Source organism: Pseudoduganella sp. GW821-FHT05F09 (assembly GCF_059419605.1).
This window is the reverse complement of record NZ_JBWKSD010000001.1, coordinates 441,263-464,003: the sequence shown is the minus strand read 5'-3', so window position 1 is coordinate 464,003 and position 22,741 is coordinate 441,263. Positions and strand designations below refer to the sequence as shown.

At 67.3% G+C, this 22,741-nt stretch carries 27 protein-coding genes; 26 read left to right on the top strand and 1 reads right to left on the bottom strand.

The genetic code is table 11. The features are described from left to right. The first annotated feature begins 50 nt into the window (after window positions 1-50). From fliF to AC07S4_RS01830, 16 genes are all read left to right on the top strand, one after another. Window positions 51-1,823: a flagellar basal-body MS-ring/collar protein FliF gene (gene fliF, locus AC07S4_RS01905; RefSeq protein WP_494984986.1), complete on the top strand. Its 1,773-nt coding sequence runs from the start codon at window positions 51-53 to the stop codon at window positions 1,821-1,823. After that, window positions 1,807-2,829 carry a flagellar motor switch protein FliG gene (locus AC07S4_RS01900; protein ID WP_494984985.1) on the top strand — a complete coding sequence of 341 codons (1,023 nt, stop codon included), beginning with the start codon at window positions 1,807-1,809 and terminating at the stop codon, window positions 2,827-2,829. Before fliF ends, AC07S4_RS01900 begins: the two co-directional genes overlap by 17 nt. After that, on the top strand, window positions 2,829-3,530 hold the full coding sequence (fliH, locus tag AC07S4_RS01895) for a flagellar assembly protein FliH (protein ID WP_161075045.1): 702 nt from the start codon (window positions 2,829-2,831) through the stop codon (window positions 3,528-3,530). Before AC07S4_RS01900 ends, fliH begins: the two co-directional genes overlap by 1 nt. Next, window positions 3,527-4,837 (top strand): flagellar protein export ATPase FliI, encoded by a 1,311-nt coding sequence (gene fliI / locus AC07S4_RS01890; RefSeq protein ID WP_494984984.1) that lies wholly within the window; start codon window positions 3,527-3,529, stop codon window positions 4,835-4,837. The genes fliH and fliI overlap by 4 nt, the downstream gene beginning before the upstream one ends. Beyond that, window positions 4,834-5,289, top strand: coding sequence for a flagellar export protein FliJ (fliJ, locus tag AC07S4_RS01885; RefSeq protein WP_494984983.1), 456 nt, complete (start codon window positions 4,834-4,836; stop codon window positions 5,287-5,289). Before fliI ends, fliJ begins: the two co-directional genes overlap by 4 nt. An 82-nt stretch (window positions 5,290-5,371) precedes the next feature. Continuing rightward, on the top strand, window positions 5,372-6,784 hold the full coding sequence (gene fliD, locus AC07S4_RS01880) for a flagellar filament capping protein FliD (RefSeq protein ID WP_494984982.1): 1,413 nt from the start codon (window positions 5,372-5,374) through the stop codon (window positions 6,782-6,784). 27 nt (window positions 6,785-6,811) lie between these two features. Then, complete coding sequence (fliS, locus tag AC07S4_RS01875) at window positions 6,812-7,201, top strand: flagellar export chaperone FliS (protein WP_494984981.1); 390 nt, start codon at window positions 6,812-6,814, stop codon at window positions 7,199-7,201. Window positions 7,202-7,232: 31 nt separating this feature from the next. Continuing rightward, entirely contained in the window at window positions 7,233-7,541 is a 309-nt protein-coding gene (locus AC07S4_RS01870; protein ID WP_494984980.1) for a hypothetical protein, read from the top strand. Next, window positions 7,538-9,106: a flagellar hook-length control protein FliK gene (locus tag AC07S4_RS01865; RefSeq protein ID WP_494984979.1), complete on the top strand. Its 1,569-nt coding sequence runs from the start codon at window positions 7,538-7,540 to the stop codon at window positions 9,104-9,106. Before AC07S4_RS01870 ends, AC07S4_RS01865 begins: the two co-directional genes overlap by 4 nt. 7 nt (window positions 9,107-9,113) lie before the next feature. Next, window positions 9,114-9,581: a flagellar basal body-associated FliL family protein gene (locus AC07S4_RS01860; RefSeq protein ID WP_494984978.1), complete on the top strand. Its 468-nt coding sequence runs from the start codon at window positions 9,114-9,116 to the stop codon at window positions 9,579-9,581. Window positions 9,582-9,621: 40 nt separating this feature from the next. Continuing rightward, window positions 9,622-10,365: a FliA/WhiG family RNA polymerase sigma factor gene (locus AC07S4_RS01855; RefSeq protein ID WP_494984977.1), complete on the top strand. Its 744-nt coding sequence runs from the start codon at window positions 9,622-9,624 to the stop codon at window positions 10,363-10,365. A 29-nt stretch (window positions 10,366-10,394) separates the two neighbouring features. Continuing rightward, window positions 10,395-11,312, top strand: coding sequence for a flagellar motor stator protein MotA (motA, locus tag AC07S4_RS01850; protein ID WP_494984976.1), 918 nt, complete (start codon window positions 10,395-10,397; stop codon window positions 11,310-11,312). Beyond that, complete coding sequence (locus AC07S4_RS01845) at window positions 11,296-12,288, top strand: flagellar motor protein MotB (RefSeq protein WP_494984975.1); 993 nt, start codon at window positions 11,296-11,298, stop codon at window positions 12,286-12,288. Before motA ends, AC07S4_RS01845 begins: the two co-directional genes overlap by 17 nt. A 66-nt stretch (window positions 12,289-12,354) precedes the next feature. Then, window positions 12,355-12,630 carry a flagellar biosynthesis anti-sigma factor FlgM gene (gene flgM, locus AC07S4_RS01840; RefSeq protein ID WP_494984974.1) on the top strand — a complete coding sequence of 92 codons (276 nt, stop codon included), beginning with the start codon at window positions 12,355-12,357 and terminating at the stop codon, window positions 12,628-12,630. Continuing rightward, window positions 12,627-13,085: a flagellar export chaperone FlgN gene (flgN, locus tag AC07S4_RS01835; protein WP_494984973.1), complete on the top strand. Its 459-nt coding sequence runs from the start codon at window positions 12,627-12,629 to the stop codon at window positions 13,083-13,085. The genes flgM and flgN overlap by 4 nt, the downstream gene beginning before the upstream one ends. After that, window positions 13,072-13,860 (top strand): glycoside hydrolase family 73 protein, encoded by a 789-nt coding sequence (locus tag AC07S4_RS01830; protein ID WP_494984972.1) that lies wholly within the window; start codon window positions 13,072-13,074, stop codon window positions 13,858-13,860. Before flgN ends, AC07S4_RS01830 begins: the two co-directional genes overlap by 14 nt. Here AC07S4_RS01830 and flgA read toward each other — a convergent pair. Then, window positions 13,845-14,528 (bottom strand): flagellar basal body P-ring formation chaperone FlgA, encoded by a 684-nt coding sequence (flgA, locus tag AC07S4_RS01825; RefSeq protein ID WP_494984971.1) that lies wholly within the window; start codon window positions 14,526-14,528, stop codon window positions 13,845-13,847. The genes AC07S4_RS01830 and flgA overlap by 16 nt on opposite strands. Before the next feature lie 140 nt (window positions 14,529-14,668). Here flgA and flgB point away from each other — a divergent pair, with 140 nt between their 5' ends. The 10 genes from flgB to flgK all read left to right on the top strand — a co-directional run bounded on the left by flgB (window position 14,669) and on the right by flgK (window position 22,738). Next, window positions 14,669-15,031, top strand: coding sequence for a flagellar basal body rod protein FlgB (flgB, locus tag AC07S4_RS01820; protein ID WP_161070767.1), 363 nt, complete (start codon window positions 14,669-14,671; stop codon window positions 15,029-15,031). A gap of 33 nt (window positions 15,032-15,064) precedes the next feature. After that, entirely contained in the window at window positions 15,065-15,481 is a 417-nt protein-coding gene (flgC, locus tag AC07S4_RS01815) for a flagellar basal body rod protein FlgC (protein ID WP_494984970.1), read from the top strand. A 3-nt stretch (window positions 15,482-15,484) separates the two neighbouring features. Beyond that, the gene (locus AC07S4_RS01810; protein ID WP_494984969.1) at window positions 15,485-16,153 is read left to right on the top strand and encodes a flagellar hook capping FlgD N-terminal domain-containing protein; all 669 of its coding nucleotides are present in this window, start codon (window positions 15,485-15,487) and stop codon (window positions 16,151-16,153) included. A 70-nt stretch (window positions 16,154-16,223) separates the two neighbouring features. Further along, window positions 16,224-17,459 carry a flagellar hook protein FlgE gene (locus AC07S4_RS01805; RefSeq protein WP_494984968.1) on the top strand — a complete coding sequence of 412 codons (1,236 nt, stop codon included), beginning with the start codon at window positions 16,224-16,226 and terminating at the stop codon, window positions 17,457-17,459. Window positions 17,460-17,479: 20 nt separating this feature from the next. Beyond that, window positions 17,480-18,205: a flagellar basal-body rod protein FlgF gene (flgF, locus tag AC07S4_RS01800; protein WP_494984967.1), complete on the top strand. Its 726-nt coding sequence runs from the start codon at window positions 17,480-17,482 to the stop codon at window positions 18,203-18,205. Window positions 18,206-18,239: 34 nt separating this feature from the next. After that, on the top strand, window positions 18,240-19,031 hold the full coding sequence (gene flgG, locus AC07S4_RS01795) for a flagellar basal-body rod protein FlgG (protein WP_494984966.1): 792 nt from the start codon (window positions 18,240-18,242) through the stop codon (window positions 19,029-19,031). After that, window positions 19,031-19,693 carry a flagellar basal body L-ring protein FlgH gene (flgH, locus tag AC07S4_RS01790; RefSeq protein ID WP_494984965.1) on the top strand — a complete coding sequence of 221 codons (663 nt, stop codon included), beginning with the start codon at window positions 19,031-19,033 and terminating at the stop codon, window positions 19,691-19,693. Before flgG ends, flgH begins: the two co-directional genes overlap by 1 nt. A 9-nt stretch (window positions 19,694-19,702) precedes the next feature. Beyond that, a complete protein-coding gene (locus AC07S4_RS01785; RefSeq protein WP_494984964.1) occupies window positions 19,703-20,833 on the top strand; it encodes a flagellar basal body P-ring protein FlgI in 1,131 nt (376 codons plus the stop codon). 15 nt (window positions 20,834-20,848) lie between these two features. Continuing rightward, window positions 20,849-21,271 (top strand): rod-binding protein, encoded by a 423-nt coding sequence (locus tag AC07S4_RS01780; protein WP_494984963.1) that lies wholly within the window; start codon window positions 20,849-20,851, stop codon window positions 21,269-21,271. Window positions 21,272-21,367: 96 nt separating this feature from the next. Continuing rightward, window positions 21,368-22,738, top strand: a complete 1,371-nt coding sequence (gene flgK / locus AC07S4_RS01775; RefSeq protein ID WP_494984962.1) for a flagellar hook-associated protein FlgK — start codon at window positions 21,368-21,370, stop codon at window positions 22,736-22,738. The last annotated feature ends 3 nt before the right edge of the window (window positions 22,739-22,741 follow it).

Sequence of the window (22,741 nt, the reverse complement as noted above, 5' to 3'; positions counted from 1 at the left end):
GTCCGGCGTCTTCCCGTTTCGAATAAAACCTTTCCAAGCGAAAGCCCACAGTGATCAACACCATCAAGTCCGCTTTTGGACGCTGGCGCTCCGGCGACGGCGCCGCGCCCGCCCTGCCGCCCGCCCTGCTGAAGAACCTCACGCCCATCCTGCTGCTGGCCATAGGCGTGACCGCGCTGGTGCTGATGGTGCTGTGGAAAGACCAGTCGGCCTACAAGCCGGTGTTCGGCGCGCGCGAAAAAGTGGTGGCGGCCGACATGATGACGGTGCTGGACGGCGAACACATCCCCTACCGCGTGCACCCGGACAGCGGCCAGGTGCTGGTGCCCGAGTCCATGCTGGGCAAGGTGCGCATGCTGCTGGCCTCGAAAGGCGTGACGGCCCAGCTGCCGGCCGGCCTGGAGCTGATGGACAAGAACGACCCGCTGGGCGTGTCGCAGTTCGTGCAGGACGTGCGCTTCCGGCGCGGCCTGGAAGGCGAGCTGGCGCAGTCCATCATGACGCTGGACGCGATCGCCTCGGCGCGCGTGCACCTGTCCATCGCCAAGTCGACCTCCTTCGTCACCAGCGACGGCGACAAGTCGTCCGCCTCGGTGGTGATCGCCACCAAGCCGGGCCAGAAGCTGTCGCCGGAAACCATCGCCGCCGTGGTCAATATGGTGGCCGGCAGCGTGGCCAGCCTGAGCCCGGGCCGCGTCAGCCTGGTCGACCAGGCCGGCAACCTGCTGTCCTCGCACGTGGACCTGGCCGACGGCTTCGAATCCTCGGCCGCCACCAATGAAAACGGCAAGCGCCTGCAGGACGACATCCGCAACAATATCCGCGGCCTGCTCGGCCCCATCGTCGGCGAAGACAATTTCCGCCTCAGCGTGACGGCCACCGTGAACAACGACAAGGTCGAGGAAACGGTGGAGAAATACGGCGAGACGCCTAAGGTGACCAGCGAAGCCATGCGCGAGGAGCAGGACCGCAACCGCCTGGTGATGGGCGTGCCCGGCACCCTGTCGAACCGCCCGCCGGCGGCCGACGCCGGCAAGGCCACCGACCCCAACCAGCAGCCCGACGGCTCGGCCAAGAAAAACGCCACCACCCGCCAGTACGCCTATGACCGCAGCATCGTGCAGACCAAGCACGCGCGCGGCACGCTGGAGAAGCAAAGCATCGCCGTGGTGCTGGCGCAGGCCGCCGCGCCCTTCCCGAAGACCGGCTGGAGCGCGGCCGAACTGGCCAATATCGACAAGGTGCTGCGCAACGGCCTGGGCATCAACGCCGAGCGCGGCGACGCGCTGGTGGTCACCGCCATGAACTTCCCGCCCAAGGCCGCCGTCACCCCGTGGTGGCAGGAGCGCGACACCGTGGTCGACTTCAGCTCCTGGCTGACCTACGCGGTGGGCGCCCTGCTCGGCTATCTGCTGCTGCTGCGCCCCATCATGCGCCTGCTCACCGCGCGCTTCGCGCCGCCGGCGCCGGCCAATGTGGCGCTGCGCGGCAACGCCAGCGGCCGCTCCGGCGCCACCGCCGAAGCCACCGTGGTGGGCGGCCAGGCGGCCGGCGCACCGGGCGCCCAGCCCGCCCCCGGCGCGCCCGCGCTCGGCACGCCGGACGGGCTGCTGGCGGAAGGCCAGGCCCAGACGCTGGAAGGCCAGCCGGCCGCCAAGCCGGGCATGCCGGTGGTGCCGCTGCTGGAAAACTACGATCTGCCGCCGACCGGTTCCTCGGTCGACGTGATGGTCGATCACCTGAAGATTCTGGCCGAAAAAGAGCCGGAACGCGTAGCCGAAGTCGTCAAACAATGGATGCAGAAAAATGGCCGATCTCAATAACGAACTGCCCGACGGTACGGGGCTGACCCCGGTTGAACAGGCCGCCATCGTGCTGCTGAGCATAGGCGAGGAGCCGGCCGCCGCCGTGCTGCGCTGCCTGTCGCGCGAGGAGCTGCTGGAGGTGACCCAGGTGATGTCGCGCATGAGCGGCATCAAGGTCGAGGCGGTGAAGACCGCCATGCAGTCCTTCTTCGACGACTACCGCGAACAGTCCGGCGTGCACGGCGCCTCGCGCGCCTACCTGAAACGCTCGCTGGACCTGGCGCTGGGCAACGATATCGCGAATACCGTGCTCAACAACATCTACGGCGACGAGCTGCGCCCGAAAATGGCGCGCCTGCAGTGGGCCTCGCCGAAATGGCTGGCGGAATATATTGCCAACGAGCACGTGCAGATGCAGGCCGTGTTCCTGGCCTTCCTGCCGCCGGCGCTGGCCGGCCAGATTATCGACGCGCTGCCGCTCGAGGGCCGCGACCTGGTGCTGCTGAACCTGGCCCGCCTGGACGAGATCGACCGCGACCTGCTGCAGGAGCTCGACGAGCTGGTGGACCGCTGCCTGGGCAGCTTCGACAGCCAGAGCACCAGCGTGGAAGGCATACGCCAGACCGCCGAGATCCTCAACCGCCTGCCGGGCAACCGCGCCCAGATCGTGGAACTGCTGCGCGCGCACGACCCGGAAGTGGTGAACCAGATCGAGCTGTCGATGTACGACTTCCTGATCCTGTCGACCCAGACCGAGGCCACGCTGTCGCGCCTGATCGAGGAAGTGCCGCTGGAGCAGTGGGCCATCGCGCTCAAGGGCGCCGAGCTGGCGATCCGCGACGCGGTGCTGAAAACCATGCCGAAACGCCAGGCCCAGGCCTTCGAGGACATGATGCGCCGCGCCGGCCCCGTGCCGATGTCGCGCATCGAACAGACGCGCCAGGAAATCATGGCCACCGTCAAGGCGCTGGCCGACGCCGGCGAGGTCGAAGTGCAGCTGTTCGCCGAAACGGTGGTTGAATGATGAAGCAATTCCGCCCCTACCGCTTCCCGCCCCTGTCGCAGTTCGCGCCGCCGCCCAGCCGCGGCAGCGGCAGCGCCGGCCTGAGCACCGACAGCGCCCAGTGGCAGGCCTCGGTCAGCGAGGGCTTCGAGCAGGGCCAGCGCGACGGCTACGAGATCGGCCTGCAGCGCGGCCAGGAGGACGGCTTCGAGGCCGGCCGCAACGCCGGCTTCGAGCAGGGCCGCGAGGAAGGCCGCAACGAGACCCTGGTCGGCTTCGACACCATGGCCCGTCCCGTCGAGTCCATGCTCAAGGGCCTGAAGAAACTGCGCGCCGACTACCGCGCGGCGCAGCGCAAGGAAGTGGTGGACCTGGTGGCCAAGGTGGCGCGCTCGGTGATCCGCGCCGAGCTGGCGCTGCAGCCGGTGCAGATCATGGCCCTGGTCGACGAGACCCTGGCCTCGATGCCGCCCACCCGCGAGGACATCGACGTCTACCTGAACCCGGAAGAACTGAAGCGCATCGCCGATCTCGACCCCAAGCGCACCAAGCGCTGGAACCTGATCCCGGACGCCCGCCTCGACATCGGCGAGTGCCGCATCCGCGCCGGCGACAATGAAGTTGATGCCGGATGCCATCAACGTCTTGCTGCTGTCATGGAACAGGTCGATAATCAACTGCAGGCCGCCGATGGCGGCGACGAGTCCGAAAGCGAAGAATGATAGCCGATGCCTTGCGCAAGCTGGAGCTGGACGCTGTCCCCATGGCCACCCCGACCGGGCGCCTGGTGGGGGCGTCCGGCCTGCTGCTGGAAGCCATGGGTTGCCCCATGCACACAGGCCAGCGTTGCCAGATTGAAACTGTCAGCGGCGAATGGCTGGATGCGCAAGTAGTCGGCTTCCGCGACAAGCTGTCCTTCCTCATGCCGTTCAAGAAGGCGGTGGGCCTGACCACCGGCGCGCGCGTGATGCCGTCGCCGGAAAAAGTCAGCCTGACCATCGGTCCGGGCTGGCTGGGCCGCATGGTCAACGGCCTGGGCGAGCCGATCGACGGGCTGGGCAAGCTGGGCGGCGACTTTCCGCTCGAGTACACCCCGCCCCGCATCCATCCGCTGCGCAAGAAGCCGGTCACCGAACCGCTGGACGTGGGCGTGCGCGCCATCAACGCCATGCTGACCTTGGGCAAGGGCCAGCGCGTGGGCCTGATGGCCGGCTCCGGCGTGGGCAAATCCGTGCTGCTGGGCATGCTCACGCGCCAGACCGTGGCCGACGTGGTGGTGGTGGGCCTGATCGGCGAGCGTTCGCGCGAGGTGCGCGAATTCGTCGAGATGTCGCTCGGCCCCGAGGGCCTGCGCAAGGCCGTGCTGGTGATTGCCCCGGCCGACGAATCGCCGCTGATGCGCATCATGGCCACCGAACTGTGCCATTCGATCGCGGCGCACTACCGCGACCAGGGCAAGAACGTGCTGCTGCTGGTGGACTCGCTGACGCGCTACGCCATGGCGCTGCGCGAGCAGGCCCTGGCGCTGGGCGAGCCGCCCGCCACCAAGGGCTATCCGCCGTCGGTGTTCTCGGCCCTGCCGCAGCTGGTGGAATCGGCCGGCAACGGCGAAAACCCGAACGGCAGCATGAGCGCCATCTACACCGTGCTGGCCGAGGGCGACGACCAGCAGGACCCGGTGGTCGACACCGCGCGCGCCATCCTGGACGGCCACATCGTGCTCACGCGCGAGCTGGCCGAGCGCGGGCACTATCCTGCCATCAACATCGCCGCCTCCATCAGCCGCTGCATGAACCAGGTGATCAGCAACGAGCACATGCTGGCCGCGCGCGCACTGAAGGCGTCGATGGCGCGCCACGACCGCGTGCGCGACCTGATCCCGCTGGGCGCCTACGTGCCCGGCGCCGACCCGGTGACGGACAAGGCGGTCAACCTGCACCCCCATGTTGAAGACTACCTGTGCCAGGGCACCAAGGAAGCGGCGCCCTATGCGGCATGCGTAAGCACTCTGGAAAGGCTGATGGCATGACCCAGTCCCCGAAAAACCCGTCGCACATGATACGCAACCTGTCCACGCTGGTGGACCTGCGCACCACCGAGGTCCAGCGCCTGCAGTCGGAAATGGCGGCCAAGGAAAGCGTGCGCGAACGCTACCAGAAGAACCTGGACCGGCTCACCGGCCTGTACCAGAACAGCGGCGCGAGCGGCAAGCTGCCGATGGCGCTGGCATCCAACTGCGGCGACTACAAGCAGGCCGTGATGCAGATGGCCGACAGCCACCGCCTCGACCTGAACATGCACGAGGCCGACATGGCGGTGTCGCAGCGCGCCCTCACCGCCGCCTTCGTCAAGCGCGAAGTGCTGGGCCAGGTGCTGCAGAAGAAGCAGCAGGCCGCCGTGCACCATGAACGCGCGCAGGAACGCAAGCAGCATGACGAACTGGCAACGCAACTGTGGTTGCGCAGTCAAAAACCCGGCTAATCCACAAAAATTTCATAGGGAAACATTTTCGGTCGCCTGTTAGCACTGTACACTTCCCTCTAATTTCTCCGGAGCACACATCATGGCAACCACCGTCCCAGGCAGCAGTAGCCCAGACTACCCGGCTTATATGGCCACGCAGCTGGCGACCCGCTACACGGAAGCCTCGCAGACCCTGCTCGACACCAAGACCAAGGCCGCCGCCGACGGCGTCAGCGGCGTCAGCAAGCTGAGCTCGGCGATGAGCACCTTCAGCAGCGCCCTGCTGGCCCTGTCCGGCAAAAAAAGCGTGCTGGCCAATACGGCCTCTTTCGGCAGCGATATCGGCACCGCCACCGCCGGCCCGGCCGCCGCCGCCGGCACCTACAGCTTCTACGTTGAACAGCTGGCCACGGCCGGCCAGGTGGCCTACGGCGGCATCACCGACACGGTCGCCGCCGGCAGCGGCAGCCTGAACGTGGTGCTGGCCGACGGCACCAATTTCAACGTCAACCTGGTCAACGCCGACAAAAACCTGGACGGCACGCTGACGGCGCAGGAGGTGGCGACCGCCATCAACCTGGCGGCCGACAACGACTCCAGCGTGACCGCCTCGACCCTGACCGTCAACGGCGCCACCACCCTGGTGCTGACCTCGAACGCCACCGGCAAGGACAATGCCGCCTCCATCGACGCCAGCGGCGTGACCAACCTGGCGCTGAAGGGCATGCTGCAAGACGCCAGCAAGCAGACCCAGATCGTCACCGCCCAGAACGCGGTGGTGTGGCTGGGCGCGCCGGACGGCAATCCGCTCAGCCAGAACCGCATCGAGCAGGCGTCCAACACCTTTGCCGTGGTCAACGACGTCAAGATGACCTTCACCAAGGCCCAGACCGGCGGCGTGCCCGCCACGCTGACCGTGGCGGCCGACAACGCCGGCACCAAGAACAATGTGCAGTCCTTCGTCGACGCCTACAACGCGCTCAACAAGGTGCTGGACGAGCTGACCTTTGTGGGCGACACCCCGAACAACAAGCCGCCCGGCCCCTTCGCCAACGACGCCGGCCTGAAGGCGCTGCGCAGCCGCATGCAGGATATGCTGCGCAAGAGCACCGACGGCGTGAGCCTGCCGGTGTTCGGCATCACCGCCCAGCGCGACGGCAGCCTGGCGGTCAAAGCCGACCGCCTGGCCACGGCCATCGCCGCCAACCCGGCGGCGCTGGACAAGATCTTCGGCACCAGCAGCCTGAACAACACGTCCGCGCTGCTGGGCGGCCTGGACAAGCTGATCAGCACCTGGACCAACAGCGTCGACGGCCACATCGGCGAACGGCGCCAGACCAACGAACGCCTGCAGCGCACGCTGACCGACCGCCAGGACGCGCTGGACAGCCTGTTCAACAACTCCTACAAGCGCTATCTGCAGCAGTTCACCGCCCTGCAGTCGCTGCAAAACCAGATGTCCCAGAACACCGGCCTGTTCTCCGCCCTGTTCGCCGACAGCAAAGACTCGTAACCGGGCGCCGCGCCCACACCAGAGAATATGATGAACCAGGAAGCCTATAGCAGTTACCACTCCGTCAATCTGGACGCGCAGACGGCGCGCGCCTCGCCGGTCGAGCTGGTGCTGGTGCTGACCGACGGCTTGCTGGAGGAGCTGGCGCGCGCGCGCGGCCACGTGGTGGGCAAGCGCTACGAACTGAAGGCGGCCAGCCTGAACAAGTGCACCGAGATCATCAATGGCCTGTCCAGTTCGCTCGACTACGACCAGGGCGGCGAAGTGGTGGCCAACCTGGGCCGCCTGTACGACTACTGCGTGGCGCGCCTGTACCGCGCCGGGGTGGACATGGACCCGGCCATCATCGACGAGATCGTCGGCCTGCTGACCACCATCAAGCAAGGCTGGCTCGGAGTGCAGGCCAAGAATGGATAGGCAACAGGCATTGCTGCAAATGGCGCAAAAAATGAGCGCCGCCACCGCTTCCTCGGACTGGAATGCGCTGGCGGCGATTAATACGTTAATGGCCGCCTCGCTGCCGGCCATGGCGGCGCAAGGCCCGTGGAGCCCGGCCGAGCGCGCCGCGCTGGCGGCGCTGCGCCAGCTGCACCGCCAGGCCGAGCACTGCGCCGGCCTGGCCAGCGCCGAGCTGGCGGCCAAATTGGCCGAAATGCAAGCGAACAAGGAAGGCTGGATGGCCTATGCCATGACCAGCGGGCACGAGCCCAGCGAAACAATCCGCGGCGAAGCTGCGGTCACCGGAACCACTGCATGACTATGATCTCAAATGGCGCCCCAGGCGCCCCCACCGCTGCCCCGTCCCTGCTGGACACCGCAGCCCCGGCCGCAGGCGCGGGCGATGCCGCGCTGGCCTTGCTGGGCGCGGCCCTGCCCGGCGCAGCCGCCGTGGCGCTGCCGTTGTTTTCCCAGCTGCTGGGCGAGGCCGAACCGGCCGCCGATGGCGGCGCGGCGGACGCCGGCGCCCCGGCTGCAGATGAGGGCGCGGACAGCGCCGGCGCCGGCAACGCCGGCCTGGACGCCATGAACGCCATGCTGGCCCTGGTCCTGCCGCCGACCGCCGGTCCGGCCGCCGCACCGACGGCCGCCCCAACCTCCGCACCGGCGTCCGGTCCCGGCCCGGCCGCCGGCGCAGGCATCGCCGCCGTGGGCGCGGCCGGCAGCGCCGCCTATGGCGCCCAGCCTGCCGGCGCCTACGCCGCCACCAGCGCCCCAACCGGTGCGCCCACCTGGGCGCCAAGCGGCGCGCCGCAAGCGGCCGCCCCGACCTTCGCACCCAGCGCCGCGCCAGGCGCGGTGTCCGGCAGCGCCGCCCCCACCGCGGCACCGTCCGCCGCCAGCGCCGCCCCGGTCCAGCCGCAGTTTGCCGGCGCAGCCGCCTACACCGCCAGCGCCGCGCCGTCGGCTGCGCCTGGCGCAGCGCCGTCCGCCGCGCCCGCTTCGGCCGCCACCTATTCCGCGCCAACGGCAGCGCCTACCGCCGCTCCCACGGCGGCAGTGCAGCAGGCGGCCCAGCAAGCCGCGCGCGAACAGCGCGCCGCCTACCTGGCCGCCACCGCCGCCCCGAGCTCCGCGCCAACCTCCGCTCCCAGCGCAGCGCCTGCGGCGCAGGCAGCCATTCCGGCTGCCCTGCAGCAGGCGGCCGACCAGCTGCTGCAAGGCCAGCAGCGCAGCACCATGCAGCGCGCCGACCTGGGCACCATCAGCGGCGCGGCCCTGGCGGCCGGTGCGGCGCCGGGCGGCGCGGCCATCGCCGTGGCCGGCGACAGCGCCGCGCAGGCCGGCGGCGGCAACGCCGGCAGCAATGCGGGCGGCAGCGCCGGCGGCTTCGGCGCCATCCACCAGCTCAACGCTGCGGCGGCGGCCCAGCCCGCCGGCGGCGACGCCGTGCGCCTGGCCGGCTCCCCCGAGCAATGGCAGCAGCCGCTGCGCGACGCCCTGGGCGACCGCCTGCAGCTGACGCTGCAACGCAATAACGACCATGCCGTGATCCGCCTGGAGCCGCCGAACATGGGCACCATCGAGATCTCGATCCGCCACAGCGCCGGCGCGCTGCAGGTGAACTTGTCGGCCAACAACAGCGAAGTGCTGCGCCAGCTCAACACCATCGGCGACAGCGTGCGCCAGGACCTGTCGCAGCGCAACTTCAGCGATGTCGCCGTCACCGTGTCGGCCTCGCCGCGCGGCGGCAGCCAGTCGCTGGCCGACGGCGGCTCCGGCCGCCAGCAGGGGCAGAACCAGGAACAGCGCGGCCCCGGCCGCGCCCTGGGCGATGACGAGGCTGCCGCCCCCACCTTTGCCATGACGACCGAACGGGAGTAAGGAATAGATGAATAAAAAACTGGTGATAGCGATGGTGGGCGTGCTGCTGCTGGGCGGCGGCGTGGCCGGCGGCGCAGTGTGGTACATGGGCAAGCAGGCCGCCACCGGCGGCGAAGGCAAGGCCGTCAAGCACGAGGAGCCCAAGGCCGAGACCGAACCACCGAAATATATCACTGTGGAAAAGGTGATCGTCATGCTCAAGCGCGGCGAAGGCGAGGTCGTGACGCACTATCTGTCGGCCGACCTGGTGGTGGCCACCACGGCCAAGCAGGAGAAGGAATGCAAGGAACATCTGCCGCTGTTGCGCAGCGTGGCCGTCAAGGCGCTGTCCGGGCTGCCGATGTCGAAAGCGGCGACCATGTCGATCGACCAGTTCGCCGACGAGCTGAACAAGGCATTCGACGAGACCTACGCCAAGGACAAGCGCGAGCGGCCGTTCTCGGAAGTGATGATCGGGAAACTGATCCTCGAGTAGGCGTGGCTGGCATCGGTTGGCCGTAACAAGTGGGGCGGGCATGGCATATATAGAGCAATACGCAGACAGCTACGCCGAGAGCTATGGCGCGGCGGGCAGCACGCCCGCGGCGCACAGCGTGGCCGACGAGCAGAAATACCTGCTGTCGTATGCGCCGCTGGTCAAGCGCATCGTGCGCCAGCTCAATTCGCAGATCGCCGGCGCCATCGACCGCGACGACATGGAGCAGATCGGGCTGATGGGCCTGCTTGAGGCGCTGCGCCGCTACGGCGTGCCGGACGGCGCCTTCGGCAGCTACGCCAGCCTGCGCATCCGCGGCGCCATCCTCGACGAGCTGCGCCGGCAGGACTGGCGCCCGCGCGCGGTGCGCCAGCACAGCCACAAGCTGCGCGACGCGGTGCGCGAGCTGACCCGCAAGCTGGGGCGCGAGCCGGACGAGCGCGAAATCATCGACGGCCTGGGCATCAGCCCCGAGGACTACCAGGCCTACCAGCTCGATGAAAGCGCCGAGATGATGGCCAGCTTCGACGAAGTGCTGCAGGACACCGTCAGCCCCGGCGGCGACACCGCGCCCAGCCCGGAAGACCAGCTGGTGATGCGGCGCTCGCTGGCCCAGGCGCTGGGCGGCCTGGACGAGCGCGAACAGCGCGTGGTGCAGATGTATTACGAATTCGAGCTGAGCTACAAAGAAATTGCCGCCGTGCTGGACCTGACCGACGCCCGCGTCTGCCAGCTCAACAAGGCGGCCCTGAATAAAATGAAAGCGGTGCTGCAAAGCGCCTGATAGACCATGACGCGGAAAGGCGTAACATCATGCAGCAAATAATCGGTATCTTAATCGTATTCGGCAGTGTGTTCGGCGGCTTCTTCATGATGGGCGGCGCCTTCCACCAGATCTGGCAGCCGATCGAACTCATCGTCATCGCCGGCTCCGGCCTGGGCGCCCTTGTGATCGGCAATCCCACCCACGTGCTGAAGGAGATGATGACGCAGGTCAAGAAAATCATCACCCGCAAAAAGTACGACTCGGAGTTCCAGCGCCAGTTGCTGCTGCTGATGTATGAACTGCTGCAGCTGGCCGCCGGCGGCCTGAAGGCGCTCGACGCCCACGTCGAGGCGCCCAAGGACAGCCCGCTGTTCCAGCGCTACCCGCTGGTGCTGGAAGAGCCCAAGCTGCTCGCCTTTATCGTCGACAACTTCCGCCTGATGGCCATGGGCAAGATCAACGCGCACGAGCTGGAAGGCGTGCTGGAGCAGGAACTGGAAGCCATCCACGAAGAGCTGAACCAGCCGGCCAAGTCCATCGCCAAGATCGGCGAGGCGATGCCGGGCTTCGGTATTCTGGCCGCCGTGCTGGGCATCGTGATCACCATGAACACCGTGTCCGAAGGCGCGACCTCGGGCGAGATCGCCGAACACGTGGGCGCGGCCATGGTCGGCACCTTTATCGGCATTTTCCTGTGCTACGGCTTCCTCGACCCCATCGCCAACGTGATGAAGCAGCTGGTCAACCAGGAAGCGTCCAACAAGGAATGCGTGAAAGTGGTGCTGGTCACCCACGTGGCCGGCAAGCCGCCGCTGCTGGCGATCGACGCCGGGCGCCGCCTGGTGCCGCTGAACATCAAGCCGAGTTTCGCCCAGCTGGAGCGCTGGATCAACGAGCTGGAAGGCCGCGACAGCGAGCCTGAGTCCGGATCGCGCCGTGGAGGTGGCCGTGCAAAAGCCGCATGAGAAACATGAACAGACCATCGTCAAGCGCGGCGGCGGCAAGCATGCGCATGACGACCACGGCGGCGCCTGGAAGGTAGCCTTCGCCGACTTCTGCCTGGCGCTGATGTGCTTGTTCCTGGTGCTGTGGCTGATGGCGGCGCGCAATACCGAAAGCCTGCAGCACATCCTGACCGAGGCCGACGGCAACAAGACCGACCAGGGCAAGGGCGTGATGCCGGAGCAGGTGGGCGGCCCGCGCGGCAGCCTGATCGAGCGCTTCCCCATGCCGCGCAGCGGCAAGAACGACTCGCCCGGCCAGGCCCTGGCCAGCGGCGAGAACGCCTCCGAGGTGCCGGACAAGGTCAGCTATGAAACCCCGGGCGAGCTGCACAAGCTGGCCAAGGCGCTGGCCAAGCTGAGCGCCGAGACCGGCCTGGCGGCCAACCTGGAGTCGGTGATCACCCCCTACGGCCTGCGCGTGATGCTGCACGACACCGACAAGCAAGGCATGTTCGTGCGCGGCTCGGCCGTGCCGACCGACCGCTTCGCCAACCTGCTGAAAAGCATGGGCCCGCTGTTCGAGCGCATGGAAAACCAGATGCTGGTGGTGGGCCACACCGACGCCGTGCAGTACAGCGACACCGGCTATTTCGCCTATTCCAACTGGACGCTGTCGTCCAACCGCGCCATGGCGGCGCGCTCCATGCTGCTCTCGGGCGGCATGCGCAAGGACAGCGTGCTGCAGGTGGTGGGCATGGCCGACCGCGCGCCTATCGACACCCAGAAGGCCGACGCCGGCGTGAACCGCCGCATCGAACTGCTGATACTGACCACGGCCCAGGCCAAGGCGGTGTCGTCCATGTTCGGCATGCCTGGCAGCAAGAATATGATGGAAGGCGAGATCGACACCGCGCTGCCGGATGCCGAATCGCTGCAAAAGCTGCGCAACAAGCTGGGGCCGGAAGGCAAATACGGGACCGGGCGAAATGCGAACTGAACATTTACTTCGCGTAGCGGCGTAAGGCGGGTTACTATGCAAACTTCCAAGACCAGGGGTCAACGTATGAGAATTTCGACTGGCGGCGTGGACGGCGTAGCCGTGCAGCGGGTGGCCGACAGCGCGCCGGCCGACGGCGCGCACGCCCCCGCCCGGGCGCCCGCCGCGCCCGAACTGCAATCGGCCGTGCTGCAGCCGGCGCTGGCCGCGCTGAAAGCCATGCCCGAGGTGGACCACGAGCGCGTGGCCGAGCTGCGCGACGCCCTGGCCAAGGGCGAGCTGCCCTTCGACCCGGACAAGCTGGCTGGCCTGATCCAGCGCTTCCACGGGAGCGACAAGTGAGTTCAGTAGCAAGTCCAGCCACGCAGGCAGCCGCCCCGACGCGCCAGCAAGCCATGCAGCAGCTGCTTGACGGCGTGGCGCTGGACATGGCGGCCTACGCGGAACTGCACGACTTGCTGGAACAGCAATTCGACGCGGCCGTGCGCCACCAGCGCGCCCGCCTGGAGGAAATCGCCGCCACGGTATCGGCCCTGGTCGACGCCATGGACGCGCGCCGCGCCCAGCGCGTGCAGTGCGCGGTGCAGCTGCTCGGTCCCGAACCGTCGATGGAGCGGGTGTTCGCGCTGCTCAAGCCCGAGCCGCGCGCGCGCCTGGAGCAGCAATGGCAGCAGCTGGAACTGCGCGTGCTCGAATGCAAACGCCTGGGCAAGCGCAACAGCGAATTGCTCGTCAACCAATACACCATCATGCAGCGCGTGCTGCATGGAGAGGACCAGCTCTATGAGCCGGCCTGACATGCTGCGGCCCATGCCGGCCACCGCCGCCACAGCCGCCACGGCGGCCACCGCCAGCAATATGCGGCCAACGGCCAGCCTGTCCACCCTGGGCGGCTTCAGTGCAGGCGGCGCAGGCGGCTTTGGCGCCGCCTTCCGCCAGGTGCAGGGCGAGGTGGCCGCCACCATCCAGGGCGGCTGGGGCGCTACGGCCGGCAGCCAGGACAGCGCCCTGCCCTCGCAGGCGATGAGCACGGCAGCCGCCGCGCTGCGCGCCCGCGCGGCCGGCGCCATCGACAATCTGAACAACAGTGTGAACGGCAGCGCCACCACGGCCGACCAGCAGGAATTCCTCGCCAGCATACAGCCGTGGGCCGCCGACGCCGCCAAACGCCTGGGCGTGGCGCCGGAACTGGTGGCCGCGCACGCGGCGCTGGAATCGGGCTGGGGCCAGCATCCCGTGGGTAACAGCAATAATCTGTTCGGCATCAAGGCCGGCGGGCAATGGCAGGGCGCGGTCGCGTCCGCCACCACCACCGAATACGAACAGGGCGTGGCCCTGAAGAAGGTCGAGCGCTTCCGCAGCTATCCCGACCAGGCCGCCGCCTTCGACGACTACGCCAGCACCCTGCTGGCCAATCCGCGCTACCAGTCGGCGCTCAACACCGGCAGCGACGCGCGCGCCTTTGCCAGCGCGCTGGCGCGCGGCGGCTACGCCACCGACCCCACGTATGCCGACAAGCTCAGCAAGCTAGCCGGCAAAGTCCAACAGATGAAAAATCATTTGGGTGACTGAATGGACACGGGCAAATCGGCGGGTTCCACCGTTCCAGCGCCCGTCACCCGCGCCTTGATCACATTGCCGTTGTTGTTGCGCACCCGTATCAGCGCGCCGCGCGCGCCCGGATCCAGCGCCTCGCCCGCCATGCTGACCTCGATCTGCTCGTTGCGCGCCACGATGCGCACCGCCTCGCCGCGCTTGACCAGCAGCTGCGCCGTCAGCATGTTCTGGCGCAGCAGCTCGCCGCTGCGCAGCGCCCGGCGCGCCGACATGCCTTCCAGCAGCGCCAGGTCGGACACGGCGTCCGGCACCAGGCTGATATCGCGCCGCTCCAGCGCCACGTCGGCCGCCTCGACGGCCCGCCCGCTGGGCACCTCGGCCGCCATCACCGCCACCCGCGCCGTGATCTTGGCGCGCACCACGAACTCGTATTTCCAGCCGCCCTCGCCCGGGCAGCTGGCCACCAGGCGCAGCCGCGTGGCCTGGCGCGCGTCCAGCACCCCCACCGCCACCGGCGCCGGGCAGGCCGGCAGCACCCGGCTGGTGCGCACCGCCGCCACCTCGAATTCGGGCTCGGCCAGGCCGCTGGCGTCGGCCTGGCGCAGCAAGGCCTCGCGCGCCGTTTGTTCCACCAGCGCCACAGTCTGCTCGGGCGTGACGGCCGCTTCGCCAAATATTGGCACGGCAATCGCCAACGCGGCAATAAACGGATGTAAAATGGGATTGTTGAACATGGGCAATACCTTTACTATGTGGGCTGAGGCGCGCGCTTGCGTCCGGCCGCCATTTTACATGGGCAACGAATCTATGACAGGAGGGAATAATGGGCATTAATTTCAAAGACGCACTTGGCCTGCACGGCGATGCGCTCCATTTGCGTGCCGAACGCACGCGCATCCTGGCGTCGAATATTGCCAATGAGAACACACCGGGCTACCAGGCCCAGGACATGGATTTCGCCGCCACGCTGGCCCAGACCCAGGCGCTGCAGACCGGCGAGCCGGAACTCGATGCGGACGGCAACGCACTTTACCGCGTACCTTACCACCCTACCCGCGACGGCAACACCGTCGAGATCGGTGTCGAACAGGCGGCCTTCTCGCAGAACGCGAGCGACTTCCAGACCAGCTTGACCTTCATCAATATGAAGCTCAAGGGCCTGGCCAAAGCGATCAATGGTCAATAACCCGGCCAAGCACCCGGCCGATAGGGCATCCCCATGAGCTTCAAAGACATTTCCCAGATCGCCGGTTCGGCGATGGCGGCGCAGACGGTGCGCCTGAATACCGTGGCCAGCAACCTGGCCAACGCCGACTCGGTGTCCGGCAACGAAAACCAGACCTACCGCGCGCGCAAGCCGGTGTTCGCGGCCGTGATGAACGAGGGCGCCAACGCCGACAACGGCGGCCGCGTGCAGGTGCTGGACGTGGTCGAGAGCAGCGAGCCGCTGCGCAAGGCCTACGAGCCGGGCAATCCGCTGGCCAATGCCGAGGGCATGGTGTACTACCCCAACGTCAACCAGGTGGCCGAGATGACCGACATGATGTCGGCCTCGCGCGCCTTTGAAACCAATGTGGAAGTGCTGGGTCGCATCCGCTCCATGCAGCAGTCGCTGCTCAAACTCGGTGAAGGTTAAGCCATGCAAACGAATTTCTTCTCCAATACACCGGCCACCCAGACCGCCGGCTCCAATCCGCTGGCCAACGGCAGCGAAACGTCCACCATGTTCACCAAGCTGCTGGTGGCCCAGATCCAGAACCAGGACCCGCTGTCGCCCAGCGATCCGAGCCAGTTCATCAGCCAGCTGACCCAGCTGTCGCAGACCGAAGCGCTGCAGAACGTGGGCAATCTGACCAGCGCCAACGCCAGCATCCTGCAAAGCATGCAGGTCCTGGCGCTGGGCGCGCAGGTGGGCTCGGACGTGCAGGTCGCGTCCACCTCGGTGGAGCTGGACAGCGCCAAGGTCAAGGGCGAGATCACGCTGGCGGCCAGCAGCAACAAGACCACCCTGGTGCTGACCGGCCTGGACGGCAAGGAACACAAGATCGAACTGGGCGCGCAGTCCAGCGGCGCGGTGCCCTTCGCGCTCGACCCGCAGGCCCTGGGCCTGCCGGCCGGCAACTATAAGATGCGCGTGGAAACGAGCAGCAAGGAAGACGCCTCGATCGACCTGATCGGCCGCCTGAACAGCGTGCGTCTCGGTTCCGGCGGCGCGGTGGTGCTCAATGTGGCCAACGTCGGCGAGACCTCGCCGGCTTACATCACCGCCTTCAACGGCAAGGCCGGCAGCGCCGTCGCCAGCAACTGAAGCACCGCTTTACAACATTTGTTAATCAAGCAAGCAAGTACAACTCAGTACACCACGAAAGGTATCCGCCATGAGTTTCGATATCGCACTGTCCGGCATCCAGGCAATTAACCAGCAACTGGGCACCATCTCCAACAACATCGCCAATGCGGGTACCTATGGCTTCAAGTCCAGCCGCGCCAACTTCGCGTCGCAGTACGCGGGCGACCAGGCGACCGGCGTGCAAATCGGCTCGGTGACCCAGTCGATCGGCAAGAACGGCGGCGTGGTCAACACCGGCATCGGCCTGGACGCCGCCATCAACGGCCGCGGTTTCTTCGTCACCAAGGACATCCAAGGCCAGAACAACTACACCCGCGTCGGCATTTTCCACGCCAGCACCGAGGGCTACCTGGTCGACGCGTCGGACCGCCGCGTGCAGGGTTTCTCCGTCACCCCGCCCTCCACCACCCTGGGCCCGATGGGCGACCTGAAGGTGCCGACCGGCCAGATCCCGGCCGTGGCCAGCACCAACCTGAAATACGTCAGCAACCTGTCGGCCGACTGGAAAACCATCGACCCGGCCGTGAGCCCCTTCGCTCCGCCTACGACCACCCCGACCGTGACCTCGCCGGCGCCGGAGTCCTATAACATGTCGCGCGTATCGGTAGCCTACGATTCGCAGGGCAACCAGCATACGCTGACGCAGTACTTCATCAAGACCAATACCAACACCGTGCGCGTGACCTACGCCATGGACGGCAACGGCATGGACCCGGCGCTGGACATCGAGCTGCCGTTCGACGCCAACGGCGCGATCGACGCCACCGTGCTGCCCGACCCTAAACACGCTCTGACCTTCGATCCGGCCAACGGCGCGGCGGTCATGAACCTGACCGTCGACTACACCGGCACCACCCAGTTCGCCGGCGAAGCGACCACCTCGACCAACAAGGCCGACGGCTACGCCTCGGGCACCTTCATCGGCGTCGAGCTGGCCAAGGACGGCTCGCTGGTGGCCAAGTACAGCAACGACCAGCGCCAGTCCGTAGGCAAGCTGACCATCGCCACCTTCCCCGACGAGGGCTCGCTGACCCCGGTCAGCGACACCAGCTGGCTGGCCTCGAACGACTCCGGCACGCCGCTGTTCGGCACCCCGGGCAACGGCATGGCCGGCGCGCTGAGCGTGGCCTCGCTGGAGCAGTCCAACGTGGACGTGACCACCGAACTGGTCGGCCTGATGACCTCGCAGCGCAACTACCAGGCCAACTCCAAGGTCATCCAGACCGAGAGCGCCATGCTGCAGTCGCTGATGCAAGCCCTGTAAGCGCCGGCTGAGACGACTACATGGACGCACTGATCTACACCGCCATGAGCGGCGCCGAACGGGCGCTGCGCGGGCAACAGGTCCACGCCAACAACCTGGCGAATATGGATACCACCGGCTTCCGGGCCAACCTGGAGCTGTCGACCTCGCGCCCGCTGAGCGGCTACGGCTACGACGACCGCCACATGGCCGACATGCAGGCCAACGCGGTGACCACCCGCAGCGGCACGATGAAGTCGACCGGCCGCGAGCTGGACGTGGCCATCGCCGGCGACGGTTTCTTCGCCGTGCAGGGTCCCACCGGCGAGGGCTACACCCGCGCCGGCGCCATCACGCTGGACGCCGACGGCGCCATGACGGTGGGCGGCATGCCCATCCTGGGCGAAGGCGGCCCGATCACGCTGCCCATCCACACCAAGGTGCAGATCGGCCAGGACGGCACGGTGTCCATCCTGACGCCGGGCACGGCCCAGCTGCAGGTGGTCGACAAGCTCAAGCTGGTGAAGGCCGAGGCGTCCGAGCTGACCAAGAACGAAGCGGGCCTGCTGGTGGCGCGCGACGGCCAGCTGCTGGCCACCGACGAGACCGTCAAGGTGAGCTCCGGCCACCTCGAAGGCAGCAATGTGTCGGCGGTCGAGGAAATGGTCGCCACCATGAGCTTGAACCGCACCTTTGAAATGCAGATGAAGCTGTTCAAAGCCAGCGACAGCATGGCTGAAGCCGGCAACCGCCTGATCGGCGGCTGAGCCCACCCAACGACAGGACTATCAAGGAGTTATCATGAATCCAGCAATGTGGATCAGCAAGACCGGCGTGCAGGCGCAGGACGCCAAACTGCAAACCATCGCCAACAACCTGGCCAACGCCAACACCGTCGGCTTCAAGCGCGACCGCGTGGCCTTCCAGGACCTGTTCTACTCGATCGAACAGCAGCCGGGCGCCCAGCGCGCCGGCAACAACACGCTGGCGCCGTCCGGCGTGCAGCTGGGCAACGGCGTGCAGCTGGTGGGCACGCAGAAGATCTTCACCAACGGCAATATCCAGAACACCAGCAACGCGCTCGACGTGGCCATCAACGGCAACGGCTTCTTCCAGGTGCGCCGCCCGGACGGCGAGCCGGCCTACACCCGCGCCGGCCAGCTGCAGCCTGACCAGAACGGCATCCTGGTCAACAGCGCCGGCTTGCCGCTGGTGCCGCAGATCACCATTCCGGCCAACGCCACCGCCATCACCATCGCGGAAAACGGCGTGGTCTCGGCCACGGTGGCCGGCAGCGCCACCCCGGCCGTGCTGGGCCAGCTGACCCTGACCTCGTTCATCAACCCGACCGGCCTGCAGGCCCTGGGCGAGAACCTGTTTGCCGAGACCGCCGCCTCTGGCGCGCCGACCGAAGGCAATCCCGGCACCGACCAGTTCGGCAAGCTGAAGCAGGGCGCGCTGGAAGGCTCCAACGTGCAGGTGGTGGAGGAAATGGTCGACATGATCGCCGCCCAGCGCACCTACGAGATGAACACCAAGGTGCTCACCGCCGCCGACAATATGCTGCAGTACCTGTCGCAGGCGGCACGCTGATGAAAACCGCCCTGCCCGTCCTGGCCGCGCTGCTGCTGGGCGGCTGCGCCGCCATCCAGCCGCCGGCCGTACGGCCGGGGCCGTTCGACGACGCGCCCACCATGGCGCGCTCGGCCGCCCCGCGCGGCACCTCCGGCGGCGTGTTCGCGGCCGACTCCGGCGTCTCGCTAACCTCGGACAGCCGCGCCTTCCGCGTCGGCGACGTGGTCACCGTGCTGCTGGAGGAAACCACCCAGGCCTCGAAAAGCGCCGGCACCTCCTTCAAGAAGGACTCCGGCGTCAGCGTGGCCGCGCCCAGCCTGCTGGGCAAGGTACGCCCCAAGGCCGGCATCGACCTGAGCGCCGGCCGCACCTTCCAGGGCGACGCCACCAGCACCCAGCAGAATGCGCTGTCCGGCGCCATCACCGTGATCGTGCAGGAAGTCATGCCCAACGGCCTGCTGCGCCTGGCCGGCGAAAAAATGCTGACCCTGAACCAGGGCGAAGAATTCGTGCGCCTGCGCGGCTATGTGCGCGCGGCCGACATCGACGCCGACAACCGCGTGTCCTCGCTGCGCATCGCCAACGCGCGCATCGCCTATTCCGGCCAGGGCACCCTGGCCGACGCCAACTCCCCGGGCTGGCTGACGCGTTTCTTCAGCAGCCCCTACATGCCGTTCTAAGGTAGCACCATGCGCCGCACCTCCTTCCGCACCTCGTTCGTCTCCGCCGCCCTCGCCTGCACCGCGCTGCTGGGCGTGCTTTCCGCCCAGCCGGCCCGGGCCGCGCAGACGCTGCGCAACCTGGTCAGCATCGAAGGCGTGCGCGACAATCCGCTGGTGGGCTACGGCCTGGTGGTGGGCCTGAACGGCAGCGGCGACTCGACCCAGGTCAAGTTCTCCAGCCAGTCCGTGATCAATATGCTCAAGCAGTTCGGCGTGAAAGTGCCGGACGGCACCGACGCGAAGAGCAAGAACGTGGCCACCGTCATGGTCAGCGCGGTGTTCCCGCCGGGCTACCGGCGCGGCCAGGCCATCGACATCACCGTGTCCTCGCTGGGCGACGCCAAGAGCCTGCGCGGCGGCGCCCTGCTGCTGACGCCGCTGCGCGCGGCCGACAACGAGGTCTACGCGCTGGCCCAGGGCAATGTGGTGGTGGGCGGCCTGTCCGCCGCCGGCAAGAGCGGTTCCTCGGTGACGGTGAACACGCCCACCTCGGGCCGGATTCCGAACGGCGCCACCATCGAACGCGAAATCGCCAGCGACTTTGCCACCAAGCCCACGGTGCGCCTGTCGCTGCGCCACCCGCATTTCCAGACCGCCACCAATATCGTGGAGTCCATCAACAAGAAGTTCGGCGACATCGCCAGCACCACCGACGCCACCAGCGTGGACGTGGTGGCGCCCGAGAACCCCACCCAGCGCGTGGCCTTCATGGCCAAGCTGGAAACCCTGCCCATCGAAGTGGGCGACGAGAACCCCAAAGTGGTGTTCAACTCGCGCACCGGCACCGTGGTGATCGCCGAAGGCCTGCGCGTGCGCGCCGCCGCCGTCACCCACGGCTCGCTGAAAGTGGTGATCTCGGAGTCGTCCAAGGTCAGCCAGCCGAACGCCTTCGCCCAGGGCACCACCCAAGTCACGCCGCAGTCCAACGTCAGCGTGGACCAGGGCTCGGGCCAGATGTTCAAGTGGCCGGCCGGCGCCAAGCTGCAAACCATTATCGACACCGTCAATTCGCTGGGCGCCTCGCCGGACGACATCATGGCCATCCTGCAGGCGCTGGACCAGGCCGGCGCCATCGAAGGCGAACTGGTCGTCATCTAACAGAAAGCCACCGCCATGGACCGTTTCGCCCCCATCCTCCCGCGCCAGTTCAGCATAGGTCCGTCCGCGCAGCCCACGCTGGCGCCGGTGGCCAATGAGGCCAGCGCCACCGAAGCCGCCGATCCCGCCGCCGCCCATTACCGCGCCAAGGCCACCGAGGCGGCCGTCAAGTTCGAATCCTTCTTTATCGGCGACATGCTGCACCGCATGCGCAGCTCCACCGAGGCGCTCAAGGACGAGGAGCACAAGGACAGTATCAACCGCGACATGCTGGACATGGCCGACAACCTGGTGGCCGACCAGATGGCCAGCCAGCGCGCCTTCGGCGTGGCCGACGCCATCCTGCGCCAGCTGCTCCCGCCGGCCCAGCCCCCTGCTGCGCAGCCCGGCGTGCCCATGCCGCTGGCCCCCGCTGCAAATACTGGCAAAAACATTTAATCCCACGCGAAAAGTGGTCGCCTTTATCAGTTAACGGACCAGTGATGATGCTTTAAAGCAACTGGTCCAAGCCTACACCAGGAAAGACCAGCACCAATGAGCATACTCAGCAACGCGCTGTCCGGTTCGATCGCCGCCCAAACGGCCCTCAACACCACCAGCCAAAATATTGCCAACTTGCAAACGAAGGGCTACACCCGCCAGGGCGTGCTCCTCAATGCGATGGCGCCCGGCCTCGGCTCGAAACAGGCCGGCGAAGGCGTGCAAGTGGGCGGTTTGCTGCGTTTTTCCGATTCCTACAAGAACCAGCAGATGTGGCGCGCGGCCTCCGACCTGGGTGCGCACAGCCAGACCCAGCCCTACCTGTCGCAGCTGGAGCGCGTGATGGGCGACGACAAGTCCGGCCTGAGCAACGGCGTGGACGAGTTCTTCAAAGCCCTCAACGCGGCCGGCGTGGACCCGACTTCGACCCCGCTGCGCCAGCAGGTGGTGACGGCGGCCAACTCCATGTCGCAGCACTTCAACAGCATCTACAACGTGACGGCCAACCAGCGCCTGTCCGTGCGTCAGCAGCGCGACGCCCTGCTGCCGTCGATGAACCAGACCCTGGCCAATATCGCGCGCCTGAACGAAGGCATCGCAGGCGCGGCCGCCGGCGGCACCAACACCTCGGCCCTGGTCGACGAGCGCGACATGGCGATCGACCAGCTGGCCTCCATGGTGTCGATCGAAGTGATCGACCAGCCGGACGGTTCGCGCAGCGTCTCGATGCGCACCGGCCAGCCGCTGGTGGTGGGCAATCTGGCCAGCACCGTTTCCCTGGTCAGCACCGCCGGCGACCCGGTGCTCACGCTGAAATTCGGCAATTCGCAGTTCCAGCTGGACGACACCAAGGTGGGCGGCCAGATGGGCGGCCTGGCCGACTACGATAAAAACATCCTGCAGCCGCTGCAGCAGTCGATCAAGGACCTGGCCGAGCAGATGGCCGACAAGGTCAACACCCAGCTGCGCGCCGGCTTCGACACGGCAGGCAATCCCGGCAAAGACCTGTTCTCCTTCAATGCCGCCAGCACCACCGGCATGCTGCAGATCGACCCGGCCTTCCAGGCCTCCGACCTGGCCTTCTCGTCCGACGGCACGCCGGGCGACAGCGCCAACCTGCAGGTGCTGATCGGCATCAAGAACCAGCCGGTCACGCTGACGTCCATCGGCTCGGTGCTGGTGGGCGACGCCGACACCCAGCTGGTGGGCAAGCTGGGCATCGACAGCCAGCAGAACCAGGCGCTGCTGAAAACCGCCACCACCATCCGCCAGCAGTCCGAGGACGACTGGAAATCGACCAGCGGCGTGAACCAGGACGAGGAAGCGATCAACCTGGTGGAGTTCCAGAATATGTACCAGGCCAACATGAAAGTGCTGGCAGTGGCCAACAACCTGTTCGACGCCACCTTGGCGATGTTCAACTAAGAG